Below are 21,359 nucleotides of genomic sequence, written 5' to 3' on the forward strand. Positions count from 1 at the left end.
GCGACCGGCGACCGGCGACCGGCGACCGGCGACCGGCGACCGGCGACCGGCGACCGGCGACCGGCGACCGGCGACCGCGCGTCGAGCAGGTACGCGCCGATCGGGTACCTGTCGGCTCCGAGGGCGGCGCGCCCTCGGGTCAGTCGTCGAGCGAGATCTCCCCGCGGGCGACGGACCCGAGCCAGCCGAGGCTCGGCTTGGGGGTGCGCTCGAAGGTCTCCGGGTCCCAGGCGACGAGCCCGAAGGTCGGCGCGAAGGAGCCCCACTCGTAGTTGTCGAGGAGCGACCAGTGGAGGTACCCGATCAGGGGCAGTCCTGCCTCGACCTCGGCGCGGAGCGCGCGCAGGGCGTCGCGCGTGTAGTCGATCCGACGGGCGTCGTCGGCGGTCGCGATGCCGTTCTCCGACACGAGGACCGGCAGTCCGGTGATCTCGTGGCCCAGGCGGGCCGCCTCGGCGATGGCGGCCGGGTAGTACTCCCAGCCCGTGAGCGTCTTCTCGGAGTCCTCGGGTGCGGGGAGCGGCCCGTCGAGCGTGATGCGGGTGCGCGTGTAGGCCTGGACGCCGACGAAGTCGTCGCCGCGCGCGGCCTCGAGGAAGACGGTCTCGCGCGGGTAGGCGTACTCCCGCAGGACCTCCTCGGCACCGGGGTCCGCGAAGAACTGCTGCGGAGCCACGGGCCAGCCCACGGGGACCCCGACGGTGCGCACGAGCTCGACCGCGCGGCGGTGGGCCGCGACGAGGTGCTGCGTCGCGACGGGGTCCGGCGCGTGCATGGTGCCCGCCTGGAGCTGCTCCTCGCCCTTGGCCGCCGTGATCATCATGGCGAGGATGTTGGGCTCGTTGATGGTGAAGACGTGCGAGGCGGCGTCCAGCAGCGGGAGCACGCGCTCGACGTAGCGGGCGAAGCGCTCGACCGACCGCGGGTCGGTCCATCCGCCGTCCTCGGCGAACCACCGGGGCGAGGTGAAGTGGTGCAGCGTGATCAGCGGGGTCACGCCGTGGTCGAGGCAGCACTGCACGACGCGACGGTAGTGGTCGAGCTCCGCGCGGGAGAACATGCCCTCGGCGGGCTCGATGCGGGCCCACTCGATCGAGAACCGGTAGGACGTGAGGCCGGACTCGGCCAGCAGCCGGATGTCCTCGGCGTAGCGGTGGTAGCTGTCCGCGGCGTCGCCCGAAGGCTCGGCGAGCGTCGAGTCGGGCGTGACCTCGCGCGCCCACCAGTCGCTGTTCACGTTGTTGCCCTCGATCTGGTGGGCAGCCGTCGCGGCGCCCCAGACGAAGGGGTCGGGGAAGGTGAGAGGCATGGGGGTCTCCTACTTGATGCCGGTCATGGCGATGCCCTGCACGAAGTAGCGCTGCAGGAACAGGAAGAGGATCAGGATCGGGGTCACGACGAGCACCGAGCCGGCCATGAGCAGGCCGTAGTAGGTGCCGTTGGAGCCGACCGAGTAGAGCGAGAGCGCCACCGGCAGGGTGTACATGTTCTCGGTCTGCGCGACGACGAGCGGCCACAGGAAGTTGTTCCAGGAACCGAGGAACGTGAGGATGCTCAGCGTCGCGAGCGGGGGCCCGCACTGGGGCAGCACGATCCGGAAGAAGATGCGGAACTCGCCCGCGCCGTCGATCCGCGCGGCCTCGATGAGCGCGTCGGGGATCCCGAGGATGAACTGCCGCATGAGGAAGACCCCGAGCGGACCTGCGAGGAAGGGCAGGATGAGCGCCGGGTAGGTGTTGACGAGGCCCATGTTCGAGACCAGGACGAACATCGGCACGAGCGTGACGACGCCCGGGACCATGAGGGTCAGCATCACGAGGGCGAACAGCACCTTCTTGCCCGGGAACCGCATCTTGGCCAGGGCGTACCCGACCATCGAGCAGAAGATGATGTTGCCGAGCACGACCGCGACGGCGACGACGATCGAGTTCATGAAGAACTGGCCGTAGTTGAGCTGGGACAGCCACTTCTCGTAGTTCTCGAGCGTCGGGCTCTCCGGCCACCAGGTGATGGGGCGCTGCAGGAGCTCGCCCTGCGTCTTGAAGCTGCCGAGCAGCATCCAGATGAACGGCATGAGCGTCAGCAGGAGACCGACGACGAGCGCGGTGTACGTGGCGCCGCGCGACCAGCGGATCGGGCGGCGGGGCGGGCGCACCATGGTGCTCGTGCCCGACGGCGCGGGGGTGGTCCGCGAGGACGTGGGGGGCATGTCAATCCTCCTTCGACCGCAGCAGGCGGAACTGGACCGCGGCGAGGGCGGCGATCAGCGCGAAGAGCACGTAGGCCGCTGCGGACGCGAACGCGTAGTTGCCGTAGCCGAACTGGTTGTAGACGTAGTAGCTGATCGTCAGCGTGGAGTTGACCGGTCCGCCCTTGGTCATGACGAACGGCTCCTCGAACACCTGGAGGAAGCCGACGGACAGCAGGACGGCGCCGAGCAGCAGGGTCGGGCGCATGAGCGGCACCGTCATGGAGCGGAAGCGGCGCCATGCGCCGGCGCCGTCGACCTCGGCAGCCTCGTAGACGTCGCGCGGGATCGCCTGGAGCCCGGCGAGGAAGATGATCATGAGCGTGCCCATGTTGCGCCACGCGGCCATGACGATGATCGAGGGCATGGCCCAGGTGCTGTCGTTGAGCCAGTCAGGCCCGTTGATGCCGACCCAGCCCAGCACGGTGTTGACGAGGCCGGAGTCCTGGAGGATGAACCGCCAGACGACCGCCACGGCGACGATCGACGTCACGACGGGGGTGTAGAAACCGACCCGGAAGACGCTGCGGAACTTCTCGATGCCCGAGTTGAGGGCGACGGCCAGGGCGAGGCCCAGCGCCATCGTCAGGGGGATCCCGACGACCACGAAGAAGAAGGTGTTGACGAGCGCCTTGCGGAACAGCTCGTCCTGGAAGACCTGGGCGAAGTTGTCGAGCCCGACGAAGTTCACCGCGAAGGGGGTCTTGATGTCACGGATCGTGAGGTCCGAGAACGACATGCCGAACGACGCGAGCAGCGGTCCCAGCATGAAGACCGAGAAGACCGCGACGAACGGCAGCGCGAACAGCCAGGCGACGACGGCTTGACGTCGCCGGTGGACGGCGCCGACCGACCGGGGGCGCCGTCCCTCGGTGGTCGTTGTCATGGCTGCTCGTTACCAGCCGAGCCCGAGCGCATCGGCCTTGGCCTGGATCGTCGTGGCCGCGTCCTCAGCGGTGACCTGACCGTTGGCGACCTTCTCGGCCTCGGTCTCGATCGTGGCCGAGAGCTCGTCCCAGCTGGGCACGGTCGGCGGGGCGATCGTGTTCTTGAGCTGCTCCTGGAGGACCTGGGTGCGGGGGTTGGCCGTCAGGGCCTCGTCGTCCCAGGCGCTGTTGACGGCCGGGAGGTCGTTGGTCGCGGCGTACCACTCCTGCTGCGTCTCGGGCTCTGCGAGCCAGCGGACGAGCTTCCACGCGCCGTCGGCGTTCTTGGCCTCGTTGAAGACCCCGAGGTGCGCACCGCCGATGTACGAGTCGTTGTTCGTGGTGCCTGCGGGGACCGGGACGGTCGCGACGTTCTGCTCGACCCAGTCCTCGCCCTGCATGTCCGCGAGGACGTTGACCATCCACGGCCCGGAGATGAAGGCCGGGTCGGACCCGTCGACGAACGCGCTGTTCTGCGTGTCGCCGTAGCCGGCGAGCGGGGACAGGCCCTCGGTGAAGAACGAGGCGTAGTAGTTCAGCGCGTCGATCATCGCCTGGTTGTCGAGGTCGTAGGCGTCGCCGGCCTCGTTGAAGACCGATCCGCCCGCCTGCGAGTAGAAGGGGAGGATGACCTGCGTGGAGTCCTCCGCGTCACCCATGGGGAGCTGGAGGCCGTAGGTGGAGCCGTTGGCCTTCATGGCCTCGGCGAACGCGGTGAGCTCTTCCCACGTGGTGGGGGCGGCCACGCCGGCTGCCTCTGCGAGGTCCGAGCGGTAGTACATGACGCGGGTCTCGACGTACCACGGCACGCCGTACTCGACGCCGTCGGCCACGGTCGAGGCCGCGGCTCCCTCGACGAAGTCGGCGCTCTCCACGAGCCCGTCGGGGACGGGCGCGAGGCCACCGGTGGACACCATGGTCGGCATGAACGACGTGCCGATCATGATCGCGTCGGGGACCGTGCCGGCGGCGACGGCCGTCTGGAACTTCGTCATGACGTCGGCCCACGGGATCGTGGTGACCTGGACCTTCGCGTCGGGGTTCTCGTCCGTGAAGCCCTTGACGAAGTCGGGGAGCTTCTCGCCCTCTTCGCCCATGGCCCAGACGGTGATGTCGCCGGTGGCGGGCGAGTCGTCCACGGTCGTGGTGGTCGCGGCGCCGGTCTGGCGATCGGCCGACCCTTCGTCGGCGCGCCCACAGGCGGTCAGTGCCAGGAGTCCGACGATGCCGACGGCGACCGCCTTGCGTCCGAGCTTCATGAGCAATCCTCCTCATCGAGTGTTCGGCTCGATCTCTGAGCCGATGCGAAACTACCATAGCGTGCGCTCGGTTAGTCTTTTCACCAGGGGTGTCCGGAGCCGTACCGTGGATACCGACAAATCCTGACGAAGGAGACGGTGATGACCCAGAGCGGGCCCGGCACGCGAGCTGCCGACACGGCGACGACCCCGAAGAACCCCACGACCCCGAACGAGGGCAAGAGGCCCGACGGGCGACTCGTGCGCGGCGAGCAGCGCCGACGCGAGATCCTGCGGACCGCGGTCGAGGTCTTCGGTGAGCAGGGCTTCCGCGGCAGCTCGTTGCGGGAGATCGCCGCCCGGGTGGGGATCTCCGAGGCGGGCCTCCTGCACCACTTCGGGAGCAAGGCGGCGCTCCTGACGGCGACCATCGAGGAGCGCGACCGGCGTGACCTCGAGCGCCGCACCGAGGCGGAGACCGACGGGGCCTCGCTGCTGGCCACCATCCGGGACCAGGTCCGTCGGAACGCCGAGACGCCGGGGCTCGTGGGGCTGCACGTCGTCGTCGCCGCGGAGGCCACGGAGCCGAACCATCCCGCGCACGACGTCGTCCGCGACCGCTACCGGGCGCTGCGCCACCAGGACGACACGCGCTTCCGGGACGCGATCGACCGCGGCGAGCTGCGCCCCGAGGTCGACCCGCAGGCGATCGGCCAGCTCTTCTCCGCGGTCATGGACGGCCTGCAGCTCCAGTGGCTGCTGGACCCCGAGAACGTCGACATGGTCGCGCTGTTCGACCATTTCGTCGCGCTGCTGCAGCCGGTCCAGGACGCGGCGTCCGCCACCGATGAACACACCACAGAGCAGGAGTCCACGTGACCACCACCGCCATGACCGCCGCCCCCGCGGGCGCGACCCTCGCCTCGGGCGGGACGACAGTCGAGCTCACGGCGGGCGGTGACGTGCGCGCCGTCCGCACCGGCGGGCTGCTCGTCAACCAGTACCTCCCTGGTGAGCACGACCGCATGCCGGGCGGCATGGTCCTGCGCGCGACCCGCGCGGACGGGACGGTCGAGGTCGCGCAGCTCACCGGTTCCGCGCCCGCCGTGACGGGCGTGGAGACCGGCACCGACCGCGTCGTGTGGTCCGGGGCGGCGCTCGGGCTGGAGTCGGAGGTCTCGCTCACCGTGGACGACCGGGCCCTCGTGTGGCGCGTCGACCTCCGGGCCGGGACGGGGACCCGTGCGGACGCGGTCTACGACGTCGTGCACGTCCAGGACCTCGCGCTCGCGCCTCCCGCTGCCGCGCTCTCGAGCGAGGCGTACGTCTGCCAGTACCTGCTGCACCGCGCGCTCGAGCACCCCACCGCGGGGAGCGTCCTCGTCAGCAGGCAGACCATGTCGGCGCTGCCGAGACTGCCGCTCGCCGTCACGTTCCTCGTCGAGGGCGCAGCCGCCCACCTCACCGACTCCCTGCAGGTCTTCACCCCGCGGTCGCGGCGCGACGGCGTGCCGCACGGGCTGCTCGGCCCGGTCTCCTTGGGCGTGCTGCAGTACGAGTACGCGATGCAGACGCTCGTGTCGCACCCCCTGGACCTGTCGACGGGCGCGGCCCAGGTGCACGCGGTGACCGTGGTCGACGTCGACGCGCGCGGACCGCTCGACGCGCACGTCGAGCAGGTGTCCGGCTGGGCGGACGCCGCCGTCGCCGTCGCGGCGGCCGAGCGCCCTGCCGTCCCGCTGCCCACGACGGGCTCGGTGCTGCGCGACGCTCCTCTCCTGGCCGGGGTCGAGCTCGACGAGGCAGGACTGGTCGCGGCCCTCGGACTGGCGTCCGACGAGGTCCTGCTGCCCGAGCGCGACGCCGAGGGCACGCTGCTCTCCTTCTTCACCCCGGGTGGGTCGCACGTCGTCGACGGCCGCAAGGAGCTCGTCACCGAGCGGTCGCACGGCCACGTCCTCAAGGCGGGGGACGCGGTCCTGCCCACCGACGAGGTGCTGTCCGTCACCGCGTTCGCGCCCGGGGTCTTCGCCTCGCACGTGGTCCTCGGCAACACGACCGCCAACCGGCTCGCCACGGTCCACCGCCACCACCTCAACCTGCTGCGCAGCAGCGGGCTGCGGGTCCTCGTCGACGACGGCCGGGGCCCCCGCCTGCTGGGCGTCCCGTCGGCGCTCGTGCTCGACGTCGGCGGTGTCCGGTGGCTGTACGAGACCCCGCTCGGCCGCATCGACGTGCGGACCGTCGCCCATCACCGCCAGGACCGAGTCGACGTGAGCGTGGGGTGCGAGCGGGCGCTGCGCGTCACCGCCACGCTCGAGCTCGACGACGAGGCCGGCGGCTGGACGGTCGAGCACACGTCCGAGACCTCGCTCGTCGTCCGCCCCGTCCCGGGAGCGGACGTCGCGACGCACTACCCCGACCTCCGCTACGCCGTCTCGTCGAGCGCCCCCCTCGCCCTCGAGGGAGCCGCCGCGCACCGGGTGGACAGCTCGTCGGACACCGGCGCGCTGACCCTCGCGATCGCGGGTTCGCTGCACGGCGACGCCGGCGCGCTCGCCCTGGTCGCGCCCGAGCACGACCCGCTCGACGACCTCGAGGCGACGCTCGCGGGCCATCTCGAGACCGTGCGGGGGCTCGTCCGCGGGCTGCGCTTCCAGCCGCACCCGGAGCTCGCGACGCAGGAGCTCGACCTCCTCGTGCCCTGGTACGCGCACGACGCACTGATCCACTTCCTCGTGCCCCACGGGCTCGAGCAGTACTCGGGCGCGGCCTGGGGGACCCGCGACGTGTGCCAGGGACCGTTCGAGCTGGCGCTGGCGGGTGGCCGGACCGACATCGCCCGGCAGATCGTGCTGCGGGTCCTCGCGCACCAGCACACCTGGGGCGGGTTCCCGCAGTGGTTCATGTTCGACGAGTACGCCGAGCGGTACAACGACTCCTCGCACGGCGACGTCGTCGTGTGGCCGCTCTTCGCGCTCGCCCAGTACCTCGAGGCGAGCGGTGACCTCGGGATCCTCGACGAGGTGGTCCCCTTCTGGGACCACGCCCGCCGGAGCCCTGCCACGCAGGGCCCCGACGCCCGCGCGACCGTCACCGAGCACGTCGTGCGGATCCTCGACCACCTCGAGACCGACCTGCTGCCCGGCACCTCGCTGCCCGCCTACGGCGAGGGCGACTGGGACGACACCCTGCAGCCGGCGGACTCCCGGATGCGTACCAACCTCGCCTCCACCTGGACGTCGGCGCTGCTCGTGCAGGCCTCGCTCCTCCTGGCCCGCACCACGGCCGGGCGCGACGAGGTCCTGTCCGCGCGTGCCGCGGCGCTCGCCGCGTCGGTGCGTCACGACCTGCGCGAGCGCGCTCTGGTCGACGGCGTCATGGCCGGGTACGTGCGGCACGACGAGCTCGGCGACGAGCTCGTCATCCACCCCCGGGACACGAGCACGGGGATGCGGTACCGCCTCATCCCGATGACCCAGTCGATCCTCGCGGGCATCCTCACGCCGGAGGAGGCCGAGGAGCACGAGCGCCTCGTCGTCGAGCACCTGCTCTTCCCCGACGGCGTGCGGCTCATGGACCATCCTGCCGCGTTCGACGAGGGGATCCCTCACACGTTCCTGCGGGCCGAGCAGGCCGCGAACGTCGGGCGCGAGGTCGGGCTCATGTATGTGCACGCGCACATCCGCTACGTCGAGGCGCTCGCCGCGCTGGGCCGGGGGAGGGCTCTCGACGAGCTGCTCCGTATCAGCCCGTTCGACCTCGGCTCCCGCATCGACCACGCCCTGCCCCGGCAGCGCAACGCGTACTTCTCGTCGAGCGACGCGGACTTCCCCGACCGGGCGAGCTTCGCCCGTGACTTCGAGAAGCTCCGCGACGGGTCCGTGGGCGTGCGGGGCGGGTGGCGCGTCTACTCGAGCGGTCCGGGGATCTACCTGCGCCAGCTCGTCCAGGGCGTGCTCGGTCTCACCGAGCAGTCGGGTGCACTCGTGGTCGACCCCGTCCTTCCGGCGACGGCCGACGGGCTCACCGTCGATCTCGAGGTCGGAGGCAGGACGCGCCGCGTCGTCTTCCGGGTCGGGGACGCGGGCACCGAGGTGCAGGTCCGCGCTGGATCGGGACCCGACGACCTCGTCGTCGTCCCGTCCGCTGCGCGCGCGGGGGACTACCGGCAGCGGGGCGTCGTCGTCGCGCCCGAGGCGCTGGGCGTCGCGGCCGTCGTCGAGATCTCGGTGCCCGCCGGGTCGTAGCCCGGCTGGGTCCCGTCGCCGTCGCGCCGAGGACGAGGTCGTGGTCGCCGTGGCCCCCCGCGCGACCACGGCCTCGTCCTCGACGGGGCTGGCCCGGCTACTCCCGCACCGCCCGGACGATCTCCGCCGCGAGGTCGGCCGGACGCGAGAACATGGGCCAGTGCCCGGTCGGCAGGTCGACGTACGTGACGTCGAGCTCGCCGAGCTCGGTGTGCAGGGGCGGCCCGGGGTGCGCCATCTGCCTCAGGACCTCCGACGGCAGGCTCGTGCAGATGGCGGTCGCGGGCACGTCGAGCCTCGCCGGGTCGCTCACCCGCACCCGGCCCCCGGCCACGCCCGCGGGGTGGGGGACCGCCCGCGCGCGGAACCGGGCGAGCCCGGCCTCGTCGATCCCGTCGAGGCTCGACCCGGCGGCCTCGAGGTCCTCCCACGCGGGCAGCGGGAGGTCGACCGTCCCCGCGGGGAGGTCGGGGGCGAGCGAGGCCCCGTCGACCAGCGGGCCCGTGTCGACGTAGACCGTGCGCCGGATGCGCGCGGGGTCCCGGTCGACGACCTCGTGGATCACGGGCCCGCCACCGCTGTGCCCCACGAGCACGACATCGCCCTCGAGCGGTGCGATCACGTCGCGCACGGCCTGGACGTGGTCCTCGCGGGTGAGGCCGCTGCGGTCGGTCTCGACGTCGTCGAGCCCGGGGAGGGTGACGGCGTGCGGTGCGAGGCCCGCGGCCTCGAGGTGGGGGACGACGTCGTCCCACGCCCAGGCCCCGAGCCAGAAGCCCGGGACGAGGACGACGTGGGTCTGCCGGTCGCTGATGCTGTGCTGCGTCGAAGTGGTCATGGACCCACTCTCGCCCGACCCTGGTGACACCTGTCTGTCACCATTGTTCGAGGAGGTTCGACGGGGTCCACCGACGAGCCCGGGACCCGGCGGAGGCGACGTGAACAAGACCGAGCGGCTCTACGCGACGGCCGAGGAGCTGCGTCGCGCCGGACGCACCGGGACCACGGGTGCCCGGCTGGCCCGCCTCTTCGAGGTCAGCGAGCGCACCGTCAAGCGCGACGTCTCGGCGCTCCAGCAGGCCGGGCTGCCCGTGTGGGCGCAGGCCGGGCCGGGCGGTGGGTACGTGCTCGACCCCTCCGCGTCGCTGCCTCCCGTCAACTTCTCGCCCCAGCAGGCGGTCGCGGTCGCGGTCGCGCTCGCCGCGCTCCCGCCCGGCAGCCCGTTCGCGGTCGACGCCGCTGCGGCGCAGGGCAAGGTCTGGGACGCGCTGGGCCCCGAGGCGCGCGAGCGCGCGTCGGCGCTCGCCGCGAGGGTGTGGATCGACCGAGGAGACACGGCCGGCCGGCCCCGGGACGCCCCGCAGTCGGTGCCCGACGGCGCCGCTCGCCCGGGTGCGGACGTCGCCCCGGGGGTCCCGGGGGTGCCCGACGACGCCGCGCGTCCGGGTGCGGACGTCGCCCCGGGTGGCCCGGGGGTGCCCGACGACGCCGCTCGCCCGGGTGCGGACGTCGCCCCGGGTGGGGTCGTCTCGCGCGCCCACGCCCACCTGCAGGTCCTGCGGGCGGTCGAGCAGTCGCTCGCCCGGTCGCTCGTGCTCGCTCTCCGCTACCGCGACGGCCGCGGCAACGAGTCGGCCCGGAGGGTCGAGCCCGTGATCCTGGCCCACACCGAGGCTGCCTGGTACCTCGTCGCGTGGTGCCGGTCCCGGGAGGCCGTCCGGTGGTTCCGGCTCGACCGCGTCGAGCGTGCAGACCTCACCGGTGAGACGTACGTGCCGCGGCCGGTCGCGGAGGTGGGGACCCCGCCGTCGGGCGCTGTGCCTGTCGCCTGAGCGGTCCGTGGCCTGCGTGGTCTGCCGAGAACGACCCTGCGCCGGGTCGAGCACGAGGTTGCGGTCGTCCAGGGCCCCAGAACGACCGCAACCTCGTGCTCGGCACCGGACGGGCGCGGCCCGGTTCCTTCCGCGGTCCCCGTCCGCGGGTGATGATGGCCCTGACGACGCGCTGCACCGACGCCGCGCGCCCGACCAGAGGAGCCCGTCCGTGAGCATCGACCGCACCCGCGCCTTCTTCGACGCCCAGGCCCCCGACCTCACGGTCCTCGACACGGGGAAGGACACCGCGACGGTCCAGATGGCAGCCGACACGCTGGGGGTCGAGCCCGGGCAGATCGCCAAGACGCTCGCGCTGCGCGACGGCGAGCGCAGCTTCCTGCTCGTGACGCGCGGCGACGCCCGGGTCGACAACGTGAAGTTCAAGGCCGCGTTCGGGGCCAAGCCGCGCATGCTCGACGCCGAGAGCACCACGGCGCTGACGGGACAGCCGATCGGGGGAGTCGGGCCGTTCGGCCACGCGGGGCCCGTGACGGTGTACTGCGACGTGTCGCTGCAGGGGTTCGAGACCGTCTACCCGGCGGCGGGGAGCCCGACGAGCGCGTTCGCGATCGCACCCACGAGGCTCGCAGAGCTGGCCGGCGCGGAGTGGGTCGACGTCAGCCGGTAGGCGTCGATGGTCGCCGACGCCTGCGGGAGGCGTGCGGCGCTCAGGCCGCCATGGCGCAGGTCAGCGCCGAGGAGATCGCCGAGGCCTCGAGCCAGCGGCGGACCAGGCGGGCGTCCGCGGCACGGCGCAGCGGGCTGCGCAGGCTCAGGTGGGCCGAGGCCCGGTGCTCGACCAGAGCGGCACGGTCGTGGTCGAGGGCCCAGAGGATGGCGCAACGGATCTCGTCGGTCGTGGGCCGGAAGGCGTGGTCGAGGTGCATGGTCCTGTTCATCGTCGTGAGGGCCGCGGATGCGCGGCGGTGAAATGTGTGTACACCTCTCAAGAGGGGTGAACCGTGACTTCATGACGCGAGATCTGCCGCGAGTTTTGCGATCATCTGCGCGCGGGAGGGCAGATCCGCGTCCGGCACCGCCCGAAGGTGGCGCGCGCGTGTCGGTGGGCTGTGCCAGCCTCGTCGCATGGACAGGGACGAGGCACGGGAGATCAAGCTGCAGCTGGCGGACTTCGCGCGAGATCTCGCGGAGCGTGCGGGCACGGACGCGACGGCCAGCGCCGCGGGCGCGCCCGGTGAGGACACGGCGGCCGCGCAGGCCGTGCGGGCCCCCACGCTCGCGCTCGGCCTCGCCCCCCGCGAGGGCGGCGGGTACGGCATCGCGGTGCGCTACCGGCTCGGCGTCCCGGCGGCCCGGAGCATCGCGCGCCGCGTCGCGTCCGAGGCCGGGCCGGTCGTGGACGTGCGCCGCACCGGACGGATCCGTCCGCTCGCGCGGACGGGCGGCACCGGGCCGCGCCCGCCCGTCGTGACCGCGCAGGCAGCAGGGGAGACGGGGCGCGTGCGCCCGCTGCGTCCGGGCGTCTCGATCGCGCACGTCGACGTCACCGCGGGCACGCTCGGCGCGTTCGTCCTGGTCGGGGAGGTGCTGCACGCCCTGTCCAACTTCCACGTGCTCGCGGGCTCCCCGCGCGCGAAGGTGGGGGACGCCGTCGTGCAGCCGGGGCCCGCCGACGGCGGACGTGCACCCGCAGACCAGGTCGGGACGCTCGCCGCGACCGTGCCACTCGCCCCCGGGCGGACGGCGACCGTCGACGCCGCGATCGCGCTGCTCGACGACCCTGAGGTGCACCTCGACTACCCCGTGGGGCGCATCACCTCCACGGCCGTCGCGCTGGGCGGCGAGGTGGTCGGCAAGATCGGCCGCACGACCGCGGTCACCGCGGGGCGCGTGACCGCGATCGAGCTCGACGACGTCGTGGTCGGGTACGGCGAAGGGCTCGGGGCGCTGCGGTTCGACGACCAGATCGAGGTCGAGTCCACGGGCACCGGCCCCTTCTCGCGAGGCGGCGACTCGGGGTCGCTCGTGTACCGCGAGGACGGTGTCGCGCTCGGTCTGCTCTTTGCCGGGTCGGAGACCGGGGGAGAGAATGGGACCGGGCTGACGTACGTCAACCCGATCGACACCGTCCTCGCCGCGCTCGACGCACGGCTCGCCGTCTGACGCGGGCCCGCGTCCGGCGCCGGACGGTGGGAGGGCGGTGCGCCGTGGCGAGCCTCGAGCAGGCCCGGGAAGCGAAGGCCGCGCTCAAGCACGCCCTGGCGGAGCACGACGGCGTGACCGGGATCGGGCTGACGCGCGGGCCCGCTGAATCGGGCGTCGCCGCCGACCCGGCCGGTGCGGGGGACGGCGAGGCAGCCGTGCAGGCCGAGCCGGCGCAGGACGCGGAACCGGCCGAGGACACCTGGTGCCTCCAGGTCAACGTGGTCGACGCCGACGCGCGGGGCGAGGTGCCGCAGGAGGTCGACGGCGTCGCGGTCGTCGTGCGCGTCACGGGGCACGTGGGCGCGGGCTGAGACCGGCCCGTCAGGCGGGCAGCTCGAGAATCAGCTCCGTGATGGTCGCGTCGCGTGCCGTCGCGAACGACTCCTCGCTGCCGACCCGCACGAACCCGTTGCGCTCCAGGACCCTGCGCGAGCCGTGGTTGTCCTCGGCGACCCGTGCCTGGAGCGGTCGCGTTGGCACCTCCTGGAGCAGGGCTGCCAGCGCCTCGGTCGCCACTCCTCGGCCCCACCAGTCCCTCCGGATCCAGTAGGTGACCTCGGTGTCGCCCTCGATCGGGAAGGCGGCCACGCTGCCGACGACCTCGCCGTCGACCTCCACGACCCTGCTCACGATCGCGTCGTCGGCGAGGATCCTGCGGAACTTGCTCAGGTAGGCGTCGCGGTCGCCGGCGGTCGCGTCGGTGAAGGCGGCCTGGCGCTGGGCCGTGGCGTCGCGCTGGATCTCGAACAGCACCGGGAGGTCGTCCTCCCGCATCCTCCGGAGCCGAGACCTCCGTGTCGCCTCGTCAGTCATCACGCCTCCTTGCGCAGGGGTCGGTCCACGAGCCTCAGGCCGCGAGGCTAGCAGCGGGTGGCGGGCGGACGCCCGGCCTGGGGCAGAATTCTCGGGTGAGCTCCACGACCCCCCACGCCCGCCTGCCCCGCGTCCGCGCCTCCGAGCTCGTCGGGCGCGGCTGGCTCAACACCGGCGGCCGCGACGTGTCGCTCGCTGACCTGCGCGGGCGGGTCGTCGTCCTCGACTTCTGGACGTTCTGCTGCGTCAACTGCCTGCACGTCCTCGACGAGCTGCGCGAGCTCGAGGAGGCCCGTCGCGACGACCTCGTCATCATCGGCGTCCACTCCCCGAAGTTCGAGCACGAGGCCGACCCGGTCGCGCTCGCCGCCGCGGTCGAGCGCTACGAGGTGCGGCACCCGGTCCTCGACGACCCGGAGCTCGTCACCTGGTCCGCGTACACCGCACGGGCCTGGCCGACGCTCGTCGTGATCGACCCCGAGGGCTACGTCGTCGCGCAGATGGCCGGCGAGGGGCACGCGTCCGCGCTCGCCGCGCTCGTCGACGAGCTCGTGACCGAGCACCGCGCCAAGGGCACGTTGCGGTCCCTCGCCGCGGGGAGCGACGACGTCTACGTGCCCCCCGCCCCGACGTCGGGCACGCTGCGCTTCCCCGCCAAGGCGATCGCGCTCCCGGGAGGCAACCTCCTGGTCGCGGACGCGGGCCACCACTCGCTCGCCGAGCTCCTGCCCGACGGCGAGACGCTCGTCCGGCGCATCGGCTCGGGCGAGCGCGGGCTCGTCGACGGCGGGCCCGACGACGCCCGGTTCAGCGAGCCCAACGGGCTGTGCCTGGTCCCGACCGAGCTGCGGTCGCTGCTCGGCTACGACGTGCTGGTCGCCGACACCGTGAACCACGCGCTGCGCGGGGTGCGGCTCGCAGACGGCCAGGTGACGACGGTGGCCGGGACGGGTGAGCAGTTCATGGTGGGCGGTGTCGAGAACGTGGTGGGCGCCTCGGGCGAGGAGGGTGGCGGCGGCGGGTCTGCCATCCGGTCGCTCGTCCCTCACGACCTCCCGCCAGACCCGCCACGACCCGCCGCCGCCACCCTCCTCGCCCTCCCCGATCAGCGATCTTCCGGCCGTTTCGACCCCGCGCTGACCTACGACCCGCTGGACGTGAGGCTGTCGTCGCCGTGGGACGTCGTGTGGTCGGAGGCTCTGGGCGGGTTCGTGATCGCCATGGCCGGCAACCACACGCTGTGGGCGGTCGACGGCTGGAAGCTGGGGCTCCTGGCCGGGACCATGAACGAGGGGCTGGAGGACGGGCCTGGGTCCGGGGCGTGGTTCGCGCAGCCGTCCGGTCTGGCGGTCGGGGAGGATGGCGCGGTCTGGGTCGCGGACTCCGAGACGTCGGCGCTCCGCCGCGTCACCGGGCTCGGTGGTGGCGTCGCCGTCGTGCCGGAAGGGGTGGAGGTGAGCACCGCCGTCGGGCAGGGGCTGTTCGACTTCGGTCACCGCGACGGTGCGGCCGACCAGGCCCTGCTCCAGCACCCGCTCGGCGTCGCCGTGCTGCCCGACGGGAGCGTCGCCGTCGCCGACACCTACAACGGCGCGATCCGCCGGTTCGTCCCGGCGGCCGCCGCGGGCTCCGACCCGGGCGTCGGTCAGGACCCGGTCGCGGGCCAGGTGACGACCCTGGCGACGGGGCTCGCGGAGCCGAGCGACGTCGTCGTGCTCGTGGACGGCGAGCCGTGGACGCCAGGAGCGCCCGCGGCGCCCGGCGCGCGCATCGACCTGCTCGTCGTGGAGTCGGCCGCGCACCGCATCACGCGCGTCGCGCTCCCGGCGACCCTGGCCGGGGAGCTGCTCGACGGCGGAGCGCACCGCACGCAGCGCCCCGTGACCGAGGTCGTGGCCGGCGCCCTGCGCCTCGACGTGCCGTTCTCGCCCGCCCCCGGGCAGAAGCTCGACGACCGGTACGGCCCCTCGACGCGCCTCACGGTCAGCTCGACGCCGCCCGAGCTGCTGCTCGAGGGGGCGGGGACGGGCACCGACCTGTCCCGGGAGCTCGTCGTGAACCCCGAGGTGGGCGAGGGAGTGCTGCACGTGACCGCGCAGGCCGCGTCGTGCGACGTCGTGCCGCTGCTGGCCGACGGGACGCCCGACCCCGACGTGTTCCCCGCGTGCCACCTGGCGCAGCAGGACTGGGGCGTGCCGGTGCGGGTCGTAGACCGCGGCGTGTCCCCGGCCGGCCCGGACGACGAAGCTCCTGAGGTGGCCCGGGGCCGGGGGCTGACGCTTCCGCTCCGCGGCTGAGCTTCGCCTCGGGGCGCCCCCTCAGGTCGAGCGTGACCGGGACGTCGGGCTCGGCCTGACGGCGCGGCTCACCCCCAGGACAACAGCTCGGTGCCGCGAGCGATCCATGCGCCCACCTGGGCCAGGGGAGTCATGGCGTCGCGCGCGCCGTCGAGCGCCACGACCGGGCACACCGCAGAACGTCCTCCGGCCTCGACCGCGACGGGGTCCCACGTCACGAGCGTCGCACCGCGGCGGACGGCGTCGCCGAGGGCGGCGTGGAGCGTGAACCCCGCGCCGCCGAGCTGGACCGTGTTGATGCCCAGGTGCACGAGCACGGCCCGCCCGTCCTCGTGCTGGAGCACGAACGCGTGCGGGTGGACCTTGACGATCGTCCCGCTGATGGGTGCGACGACGAGGGCTCCCTCGGCGGGGTCGGGCTCGATCGCGAGCCCTGCTCCGACGAGCCCGGCCGAGAACACCGGGTCGTCGACCTCCGAGAGCTCCACGACGGTCCCCGCGACAGGGGCCAGGAGGGTGAGCGGCGCGGGCATCAGCGCAGGTCCGCGATGTCGGAGGCGAGGGTGTCGGCCTCGGGGCCGACGATCACCTGGACGGCGCGACCGCTCCGGACGATCGCGACCGCGCCCGCCGTCGTCAGGAGACGCTCGTCGACGAGCCCGGGGTCCTGGACCTCGACGCGCAGCCGCGTGATGCAGGGCTCCAGGTCGAGGACGTTGGCGTCACCGCCGAGTCCCAGGAGGATCTGCTGTGCCTTGCTCATGCGGTGCTCCTTCGAGTGCGGGAACGGCGGCGGGTCGGTGGTCCGGGCGCCGCGCCGGTCGGCGGTCCGGGCGTGCTCGTCCGCTGCGCGCGGGGCGCGTCGGGGCGTCGAGCGGTGATGCGTGGGCGGGCGAGGCGGGTGGGGCCAGGGCGGACAGCGGTGTCTCCTGGCGCGGGGCGACCGGTCGCGTCCTACATGAGGTCGGCGAGGTCCGAGGCGATGGTGTCGACCTGCGGCCCGACGACGACCTGGACCACCCTGCCCGTCGTCATGACGCCGTAGGCCCCGGCCGCGCGCAGCGCTGCGACGTCCACCAGGGTCGGGTCCTTGACGAGCGAGCGCAGGCGCGTGGTGCAGGGGTCGATCTCCTCGATGTTCTCGACCCCGCCGAGGCCGGCGAGTATCGCGGCGGCCCGTGCTGCATCTGCTGCAGTCATCGCTGCATCCTTCCTGAGGTCGGTGGTGAGGTCGGTCCTACCCGGGGCGGCCCGCCCATCAGCCGTCCGCCCCGTCCGCCGTGTCGTCGGCGTCGGGCTGGACCCGGGGGACGATGGTCGGTCGTGCTTCGCGCAGCGGGACGACGACGCTGTACCGGTCGCCGCGGTAGCACATCTGGGAGTACATGCAGGCGCCGTCGTCCGAGAACGTGCGCCGGTGGGCCCGCAGGACCGCGCGCCCTCCGTTCATGGCGAGGAGCGCGAGCTCCTTGGCCGTGGCCTCGGCCGCCAGGATCGTGTCCTCGCCCCACGTGGGTGCGTGGCCACGGACCTTCAGGGCGTCGTAGAGGCTGTCAGGGACGCCGTCGTCGAGCAGGTCGGGCGCGAGGTGGACAGGGACCCACGCACGCTCGACGCCCATGGGGGTCCCGTCGGCGAAGCGCAGGCGCTCGACGTAGTGCATGAGCTCGTCCTCGCCGCACCCGAGCGCCTCGGCGACGAGCCGTCCTGCGGGGGTCGTGCCGCTCTCGAGGACCTGCGTGCCCGGGACCATGCCACGGCGCCGAGCCTCCTCGCCGAACGTCGTGAGCCGCATCTCGAAGTCGGTGTGCTGCGGGGCCACGAAGGTGCCGCGCCCCTGCTCGCGCTGGAGGACACCGTCGGCCACGAGGGCGTCGAGGGCCTGGCGGACGGTCATCCGGGAGACGCCGAACTTCTCGGTGAGCACGCGCTCGGAGGGGACGGCGTCGCCGACGGCCAGCTCGCTCACGATCAGGTCGGCCAGGTAGGCACGGACGGCTTGGTACTTGTGCCCGCCCTTGGGTGCTTTGGCCTGCGTCGTCGCTGCCACGTCGTCCTCACTCTCGGTGCCCCGGGGTGGCCAGGGCTTGACACATGATGATGTCTAGACCACTCTTTGCGCAAGTGGTCCAGACAACTATCGCGCCAAGGTCGGAACGATAGCGGGACCACAGCAACGACGCGCTCCCCGTCCGGTCCTGCGTCGCGATCTCGCCAGCTCGACCCAGTCCAACGGTGCGCACGTGGTCCCTCGGTGCGGCACCAGCGCCCGACGAGGAGTGCCCATGACGACCGCCGTCGACACACCGCGCGTGAAGCGCGGGATCCCCGGCTTCGCCCAGCTGCAGAGGGTCGGGCGATCCCTCATGCTCCCCATCGCCTCCCTGCCGGCCGCCGCCGTCCTGGTCCGCCTCGGCCAGGCCGACATGCTCGGGTCCGAGGGGGTCGCCGGGACGATCGGATGGATGCAGTACGTCGCGGACGTCCTCGGGGCGGCCGGGAACGCGCTCTTCGACAACCTGCCGCTCCTCTTCGCGGTCGGCGTGGCCGTCGGGTACGCCAAGAAGGCCGACGGCTCCACGGGGCTCGCAGCCGTCATGGGATACCTCGTGTTCAAGGGCGTGGGCGACGCGCTCTCGCCCGCGATCCTCGGCGAGGCGCCCCCGGGAACCGAGCAGCCGCTCATCGACTACGGGGTCCTCGGCGGGATCGTCATGGGCCTGGTCGCCGCGCTCCTCTTCCAGCGGTACTACCGGATCAAGCTCCCTGCCTACCTCGCGTTCTTCGGTGGCCGCCGCTTCGTCCCGATCGTCACGGCGGGTGCCGCCGTCGTGATCGCCGTCCTGGGAGCCCTCGCCTACCACTGGTTCGAGGCAGGCTTCACGGCCCTCGGCACCTGGGTCACGGGCTCGACGATCATCGGGGCGTTCGTCTACGGCACGGTCAACCGCCTCCTCGTGCCCCTCGGCCTGCACCACCTGCTCAACTCGATGCCCTGGCTCCAGTTCGGGGACTACACCGACCAGAACGGTGCGGTCTGGCACGGCGACATCGCGCGGTTCCTGCACGGAGACCCCACGGCGGGGACGTTCATGACGGGCTTCTTCCCGATCTTCATGTTCGCCCTGCCCGCGGCCGCGCTCGCGATCGTGCACACCTCCAAGCCGCAGCACCGCAAGGTGGTCGGCGGCATCATGGGCTCGGCCGCGCTCGTCGCGTTCGTCACGGGCCTGACCGAGCCGCTCGAGTTCGCGTTCGTCTACGTCGCCTACCCGCTGTACGCGATCCACGCCGTCCTCACGGGCACCTCGCTCGCGCTCGTCAACGCGCTCGGCGTCAAGTCCGGGTTCGGGTTCTCCGCCGGCGCGATCGACTACCTGCTGAACTTCCGCATCGCGTCCATGCCCCTGCTGCTCATCCTGATCGGGCTGGGCTACGCGGTCGTCTACTACTTCCTCTTCCGGTTCGTCATCACGCGGTGGAACCTGCGGACGCCTGGGCGCGAGGAGGACGACCCGCCCGGTGAGTCGCTGCCCGGCGGCTCACCTCCGGGCGAGTCCCTGCCCAGCGAGCCCGTCGAGCGCGGGACCTCCCGCGACGGGCGCGCCGCAGAGGCGGCGCCGCCCGCCCCGGACCCGGACCCGGATCCCGCCCCGGACCCGGACCCGGACCCTGACCCGCACCCCCCGACATCGCCCGACCCCAGCACCCCGCCCCCGAACGCCGACGTCAGGAGCAGCTCATGAGCACCGCCCTCCGCACCCCTTCGGACCACCGTGCCCGCGCCCCGCGCCGGGGGACGCACCCTGCGTTGAGCGGGGTCGGCGTCAGCCCCGGACGGAGCATCGGCGTCGTCGCGACCATGCCGGCCCCCGTGCCCGAGCCGCCCGTCGGGGAGGTGGACGACGCCGCAGACCTGGAGCGCGTCGTCGGCGCGATCGAGGCGGCCGTCCGGGCGGTCCGCGAGGACCTCATGGACCGGGCGGCCTGCGCGAGCGGGACGGCTTCCGAGGTCCTGACCGTCACGGCGGCCATGGCCGGCGACCCGACGCTCCTCAAGGAGGCCGTGCGCCGGGTGCGCGAGCGTCGCGCGACCCCGACGCGCGCGGTCTGGGAGGCGGGCAGCGCGCTCGCCGACCGGCTGGAGTCCCTGGGTGGGGTGATGGCAGGCCGCGCCCGGGACGTGCGGGACGTCCGCGACCGGATCGTGTCCTCGCTCCTGGGGCTGTGCCCGCCCGGGGTGCCGGACCGGGACCGCCCGTTCGTCCTCGTCGCCGACGACCTGGCCCCCGCCGACACGGCCACGCTCAACCCCGACCGGGTCGCGGCGATCGTCACGACGGGCGGCGGGCCCACGTCCCACACGGCGATCCTCGCGCGCTCGCTCGGGATCCCGGCGATCGTCGCGGTCGCGGGGGCGGGCAGCCTGCGTGACGGCGAGACCGTCCTGGTGGACGGCTCGCGGGGATCGGTCGAGCGCGACCCGTCGCCCGACGACGTCGCGCACCTCGCGCGCGCCGCGCAGCGTCCTTCGGTCTTCCGGGCGTTCGACGGGACGGGCCGGACCGCCGACGGGGTCCGGGTCCAGCTCCTCGCCAACGTCTCGGACGCGCGCGAGGCGCGCGACGCGGCTGCGGCCGGGGCCGAGGGGGTGGGGCTCTTCCGCACCGAGCTCTCGTTCCTGGGCAGGGACGCCGAGCCCGAGCTGGCCGAGCAGGTCGCGGCCTACCGTGCGGTGCTCGCGGAGTTCCCGGGTCGCAGGGTCGTGGTCCGCACGCTCGACGCGGGCGTCGACAAGCCGCTGGCGTTCGTCGGGGCGACCGTCGAGCCCAACCCAGCGCTCGGCGTGCGGGGGCTCCGGACCGCGGTGCGCTTCCCGCAGGTCCTGGACCGTCAGCTCGAGGCGATCGCGCTCGCGGCGGCCGCGGAGTCCGCCGACGTGTGGGTCATGGCCCCCATGGTCGCGACGCCCGACGAGGCCCACGAGTTCGTGGACGCGTGCCGCGCGCACGGGCTGGCGTCGGCGGGGGTCATGATCGAGGTCCCGGCCGCCGCCCTCCAGTCGCGCTGGCTGCTCGAGCACGCCGACTTCGCGAGCCTCGGCACCAACGACCTCACGCAGTACACGATGGCCGCGGACCGGGAGCTCGGTGGGCTCGCGTCCTTGTCGACGTCGTGGCAGCCCGCCGTGCTCGCCCTGATCCACGCGGCGTGCCAGGGAGGCGAGGCCAGCGGCCGCCCGGTCGGGGTGTGCGGCGAGGCGGCAGCCGACCCGGCCCTCGCGGCGGTGCTCGTGGGCCTGGGCGTCACGTCGCTCTCGATGACCCCGCGCGCCCTGGGCGACGTCGCCGCCGTGCTCGCGTCGACGACGTCACGCGAGTGCGTCGACCTGGCCCGCCTGGCGCTCGCCGCACCGACCGCGGGCGCTGCGCGCGCTGCGGTCCGTCGGCGCCTGACCGTCCTGGAGCGACTGGGGCTCTAGGGCACGGCGTCTCGCCCCCTCGGGGTACGGGGGAGCGACGTGCCGTGCGACCTGCCCGACGGCGG

Annotated in this window: 19 protein-coding genes and 1 pseudogene; 9 read left to right on the forward strand and 11 right to left on the reverse strand. The window is 73.3% G+C overall.

The window, feature by feature from the left end; translation table 11 throughout:
• Nucleotides 1-139: 139 nt before the first annotated feature.
• From H9641_RS08015 to H9641_RS08030, 4 genes are read right to left on the reverse strand one after another with little or no spacing between them, the layout of a single operon-like run.
• Complete coding sequence (locus H9641_RS08015) at nucleotides 140-1,309, reverse strand: glycoside hydrolase family 1 protein (RefSeq protein WP_191802644.1); 1,170 nt, start codon at nucleotides 1,307-1,309, stop codon at nucleotides 140-142.
• 9 nt (nucleotides 1,310-1,318) lie between these two features.
• Entirely contained in the window at nucleotides 1,319-2,209 is an 891-nt protein-coding gene (locus H9641_RS08020) for a carbohydrate ABC transporter permease (protein WP_191802646.1), read from the reverse strand.
• Nucleotide 2,210: 1 nt separating this feature from the next.
• The gene (locus H9641_RS08025) at nucleotides 2,211-3,134 is read right to left on the reverse strand and encodes a carbohydrate ABC transporter permease (protein WP_191802648.1); all 924 of its coding nucleotides are present in this window, start codon (nucleotides 3,132-3,134) and stop codon (nucleotides 2,211-2,213) included.
• A 9-nt stretch (nucleotides 3,135-3,143) separates the two neighbouring features.
• Nucleotides 3,144-4,433, reverse strand: coding sequence for an extracellular solute-binding protein (locus H9641_RS08030; protein WP_191802650.1), 1,290 nt, complete (start codon nucleotides 4,431-4,433; stop codon nucleotides 3,144-3,146).
• A gap of 141 nt (nucleotides 4,434-4,574) precedes the next feature.
• Between H9641_RS08030 and H9641_RS08035 the strand changes: the two genes are divergently transcribed.
• Entirely contained in the window at nucleotides 4,575-5,291 is a 717-nt protein-coding gene (locus tag H9641_RS08035) for a TetR/AcrR family transcriptional regulator (RefSeq protein ID WP_191802652.1), read from the forward strand.
• Nucleotides 5,288-8,662, forward strand: coding sequence for a GH36-type glycosyl hydrolase domain-containing protein (locus H9641_RS20675; protein WP_191802654.1), 3,375 nt, complete (start codon nucleotides 5,288-5,290; stop codon nucleotides 8,660-8,662). Before H9641_RS08035 ends, H9641_RS20675 begins: the two co-directional genes overlap by 4 nt.
• Nucleotides 8,663-8,759: 97 nt before the next feature.
• On the opposite strand, the gene H9641_RS08045 is transcribed toward H9641_RS20675, so the two are convergent.
• A complete protein-coding gene (locus tag H9641_RS08045) occupies nucleotides 8,760-9,500 on the reverse strand; it encodes an alpha/beta fold hydrolase (RefSeq protein ID WP_191802656.1) in 741 nt (246 codons plus the stop codon).
• A gap of 100 nt (nucleotides 9,501-9,600) precedes the next feature.
• Here H9641_RS08045 and H9641_RS20080 point away from each other — a divergent pair, with 100 nt between their 5' ends.
• On the forward strand, nucleotides 9,601-10,494 hold the full coding sequence (locus tag H9641_RS20080) for a helix-turn-helix transcriptional regulator (RefSeq protein ID WP_318244459.1): 894 nt from the start codon (nucleotides 9,601-9,603) through the stop codon (nucleotides 10,492-10,494).
• Between the two features lie 211 nt (nucleotides 10,495-10,705).
• A complete protein-coding gene (locus tag H9641_RS08060) occupies nucleotides 10,706-11,164 on the forward strand; it encodes a YbaK/EbsC family protein (RefSeq protein WP_191802658.1) in 459 nt (152 codons plus the stop codon).
• Nucleotides 11,165-11,204: 40 nt separating this feature from the next.
• Here H9641_RS08060 and H9641_RS08065 read toward each other — a convergent pair whose 3' ends face one another.
• On the reverse strand, nucleotides 11,205-11,435 hold the full coding sequence (locus H9641_RS08065; protein ID WP_191802660.1) for a hypothetical protein: 231 nt from the start codon (nucleotides 11,433-11,435) through the stop codon (nucleotides 11,205-11,207).
• Nucleotides 11,436-11,622: 187 nt separating this feature from the next.
• Here H9641_RS08065 and H9641_RS08070 point away from each other — a divergent pair, with 187 nt between their 5' ends.
• Nucleotides 11,623-12,660 (forward strand): chymotrypsin family serine protease, encoded by a 1,038-nt coding sequence (locus H9641_RS08070; RefSeq protein WP_191802663.1) that lies wholly within the window; start codon nucleotides 11,623-11,625, stop codon nucleotides 12,658-12,660.
• 44 nt (nucleotides 12,661-12,704) lie between these two features.
• The gene (locus H9641_RS08075) at nucleotides 12,705-13,013 is read left to right on the forward strand and encodes a hypothetical protein (protein ID WP_191802664.1); all 309 of its coding nucleotides are present in this window, start codon (nucleotides 12,705-12,707) and stop codon (nucleotides 13,011-13,013) included.
• A gap of 10 nt (nucleotides 13,014-13,023) precedes the next feature.
• Here H9641_RS08075 and H9641_RS08080 read toward each other — a convergent pair whose 3' ends face one another.
• Nucleotides 13,024-13,515 (reverse strand): GNAT family N-acetyltransferase, encoded by a 492-nt coding sequence (locus tag H9641_RS08080; RefSeq protein ID WP_191802666.1) that lies wholly within the window; start codon nucleotides 13,513-13,515, stop codon nucleotides 13,024-13,026.
• Between the two features lie 95 nt (nucleotides 13,516-13,610).
• Here H9641_RS08080 and H9641_RS08085 point away from each other — a divergent pair, with 95 nt between their 5' ends.
• Nucleotides 13,611-15,812 carry an NHL domain-containing thioredoxin family protein gene (locus H9641_RS08085; RefSeq protein ID WP_191802668.1) on the forward strand — a complete coding sequence of 734 codons (2,202 nt, stop codon included), beginning with the start codon at nucleotides 13,611-13,613 and terminating at the stop codon, nucleotides 15,810-15,812.
• Between the two features lie 68 nt (nucleotides 15,813-15,880).
• Here the strand turns inward: H9641_RS08085 and H9641_RS08090 are convergent, their stop codons facing one another.
• From H9641_RS08090 to H9641_RS20680, 4 genes and pseudogenes are all read right to left on the reverse strand, one after another.
• A complete protein-coding gene (locus H9641_RS08090) occupies nucleotides 15,881-16,345 on the reverse strand; it encodes a PTS sugar transporter subunit IIA (RefSeq protein WP_191802669.1) in 465 nt (154 codons plus the stop codon).
• Nucleotides 16,345-16,575, reverse strand: a complete 231-nt coding sequence (locus H9641_RS08095) for a PTS transporter subunit EIIB (protein ID WP_191802671.1) — start codon at nucleotides 16,573-16,575, stop codon at nucleotides 16,345-16,347. Before H9641_RS08095 ends, H9641_RS08090 begins: the two co-directional genes overlap by 1 nt.
• Before the next feature lie 191 nt (nucleotides 16,576-16,766).
• Nucleotides 16,767-17,045: pseudogene (locus H9641_RS08100) on the reverse strand (PTS transporter subunit EIIB); the annotation flags it as partial.
• A 25-nt stretch (nucleotides 17,046-17,070) separates the two neighbouring features.
• Nucleotides 17,071-17,862, reverse strand: coding sequence for a GntR family transcriptional regulator (locus H9641_RS20680; RefSeq protein ID WP_191802674.1), 792 nt, complete (start codon nucleotides 17,860-17,862; stop codon nucleotides 17,071-17,073).
• Nucleotides 17,863-18,097: 235 nt separating this feature from the next.
• On the opposite strand from H9641_RS20680, the gene H9641_RS08110 reads away from it, so the two are divergent.
• Together H9641_RS08110 and ptsP are read left to right on the forward strand one after the other, a co-directional pair.
• Nucleotides 18,098-19,558 (forward strand): PTS transporter subunit EIIC, encoded by a 1,461-nt coding sequence (locus tag H9641_RS08110; protein ID WP_225220183.1) that lies wholly within the window; start codon nucleotides 18,098-18,100, stop codon nucleotides 19,556-19,558.
• On the forward strand, nucleotides 19,555-21,294 hold the full coding sequence (gene ptsP, locus H9641_RS08115) for a phosphoenolpyruvate--protein phosphotransferase (protein ID WP_191802676.1): 1,740 nt from the start codon (nucleotides 19,555-19,557) through the stop codon (nucleotides 21,292-21,294). Before H9641_RS08110 ends, ptsP begins: the two co-directional genes overlap by 4 nt.
• The last annotated feature ends 65 nt before the right edge of the window (nucleotides 21,295-21,359 follow it).

The sequence above is a fragment of the Oerskovia merdavium genome (assembly GCF_014836755.1).
In the GTDB taxonomy this organism is placed as follows: domain Bacteria; phylum Actinomycetota; class Actinomycetes; order Actinomycetales; family Cellulomonadaceae; genus Oerskovia; species Oerskovia merdavium.

Coding starts and splice junctions, on each gene's coding strand:
- H9641_RS08090 (WP_191802669.1), bottom strand. CDS start 16,345: ATGCCCGCGCCGCTCACCCTCCTGGCCCCTGTCGCGGGGACCGTCGTG.
- H9641_RS08035 (WP_191802652.1), top strand. CDS start 4,575: ATGACCCAGAGCGGGCCCGGCACGCGAGCTGCCGACACGGCGACGACC.
- H9641_RS08030 (WP_191802650.1), bottom strand. CDS start 4,433: ATGAAGCTCGGACGCAAGGCGGTCGCCGTCGGCATCGTCGGACTCCTG.
- H9641_RS08080 (WP_191802666.1), bottom strand. CDS start 13,515: ATGACTGACGAGGCGACACGGAGGTCTCGGCTCCGGAGGATGCGGGAG.
- H9641_RS08095 (WP_191802671.1), bottom strand. CDS start 16,575: ATGAGCAAGGCACAGCAGATCCTCCTGGGACTCGGCGGTGACGCCAAC.
- H9641_RS08070 (WP_191802663.1), top strand. CDS start 11,623: ATGGACAGGGACGAGGCACGGGAGATCAAGCTGCAGCTGGCGGACTTC.
- H9641_RS08110 (WP_225220183.1), top strand. CDS start 18,098: ATGACGACCGCCGTCGACACACCGCGCGTGAAGCGCGGGATCCCCGGC.
- ptsP (WP_191802676.1), top strand. CDS start 19,555: ATGAGCACCGCCCTCCGCACCCCTTCGGACCACCGTGCCCGCGCCCCG.
- H9641_RS08045 (WP_191802656.1), bottom strand. CDS start 9,500: ATGACCACTTCGACGCAGCACAGCATCAGCGACCGGCAGACCCACGTC.
- H9641_RS08020 (WP_191802646.1), bottom strand. CDS start 2,209: ATGCCCCCCACGTCCTCGCGGACCACCCCCGCGCCGTCGGGCACGAGC.
- H9641_RS08015 (WP_191802644.1), bottom strand. CDS start 1,309: ATGCCTCTCACCTTCCCCGACCCCTTCGTCTGGGGCGCCGCGACGGCT.
- H9641_RS08025 (WP_191802648.1), bottom strand. CDS start 3,134: ATGACAACGACCACCGAGGGACGGCGCCCCCGGTCGGTCGGCGCCGTC.
- H9641_RS08065 (WP_191802660.1), bottom strand. CDS start 11,435: ATGAACAGGACCATGCACCTCGACCACGCCTTCCGGCCCACGACCGAC.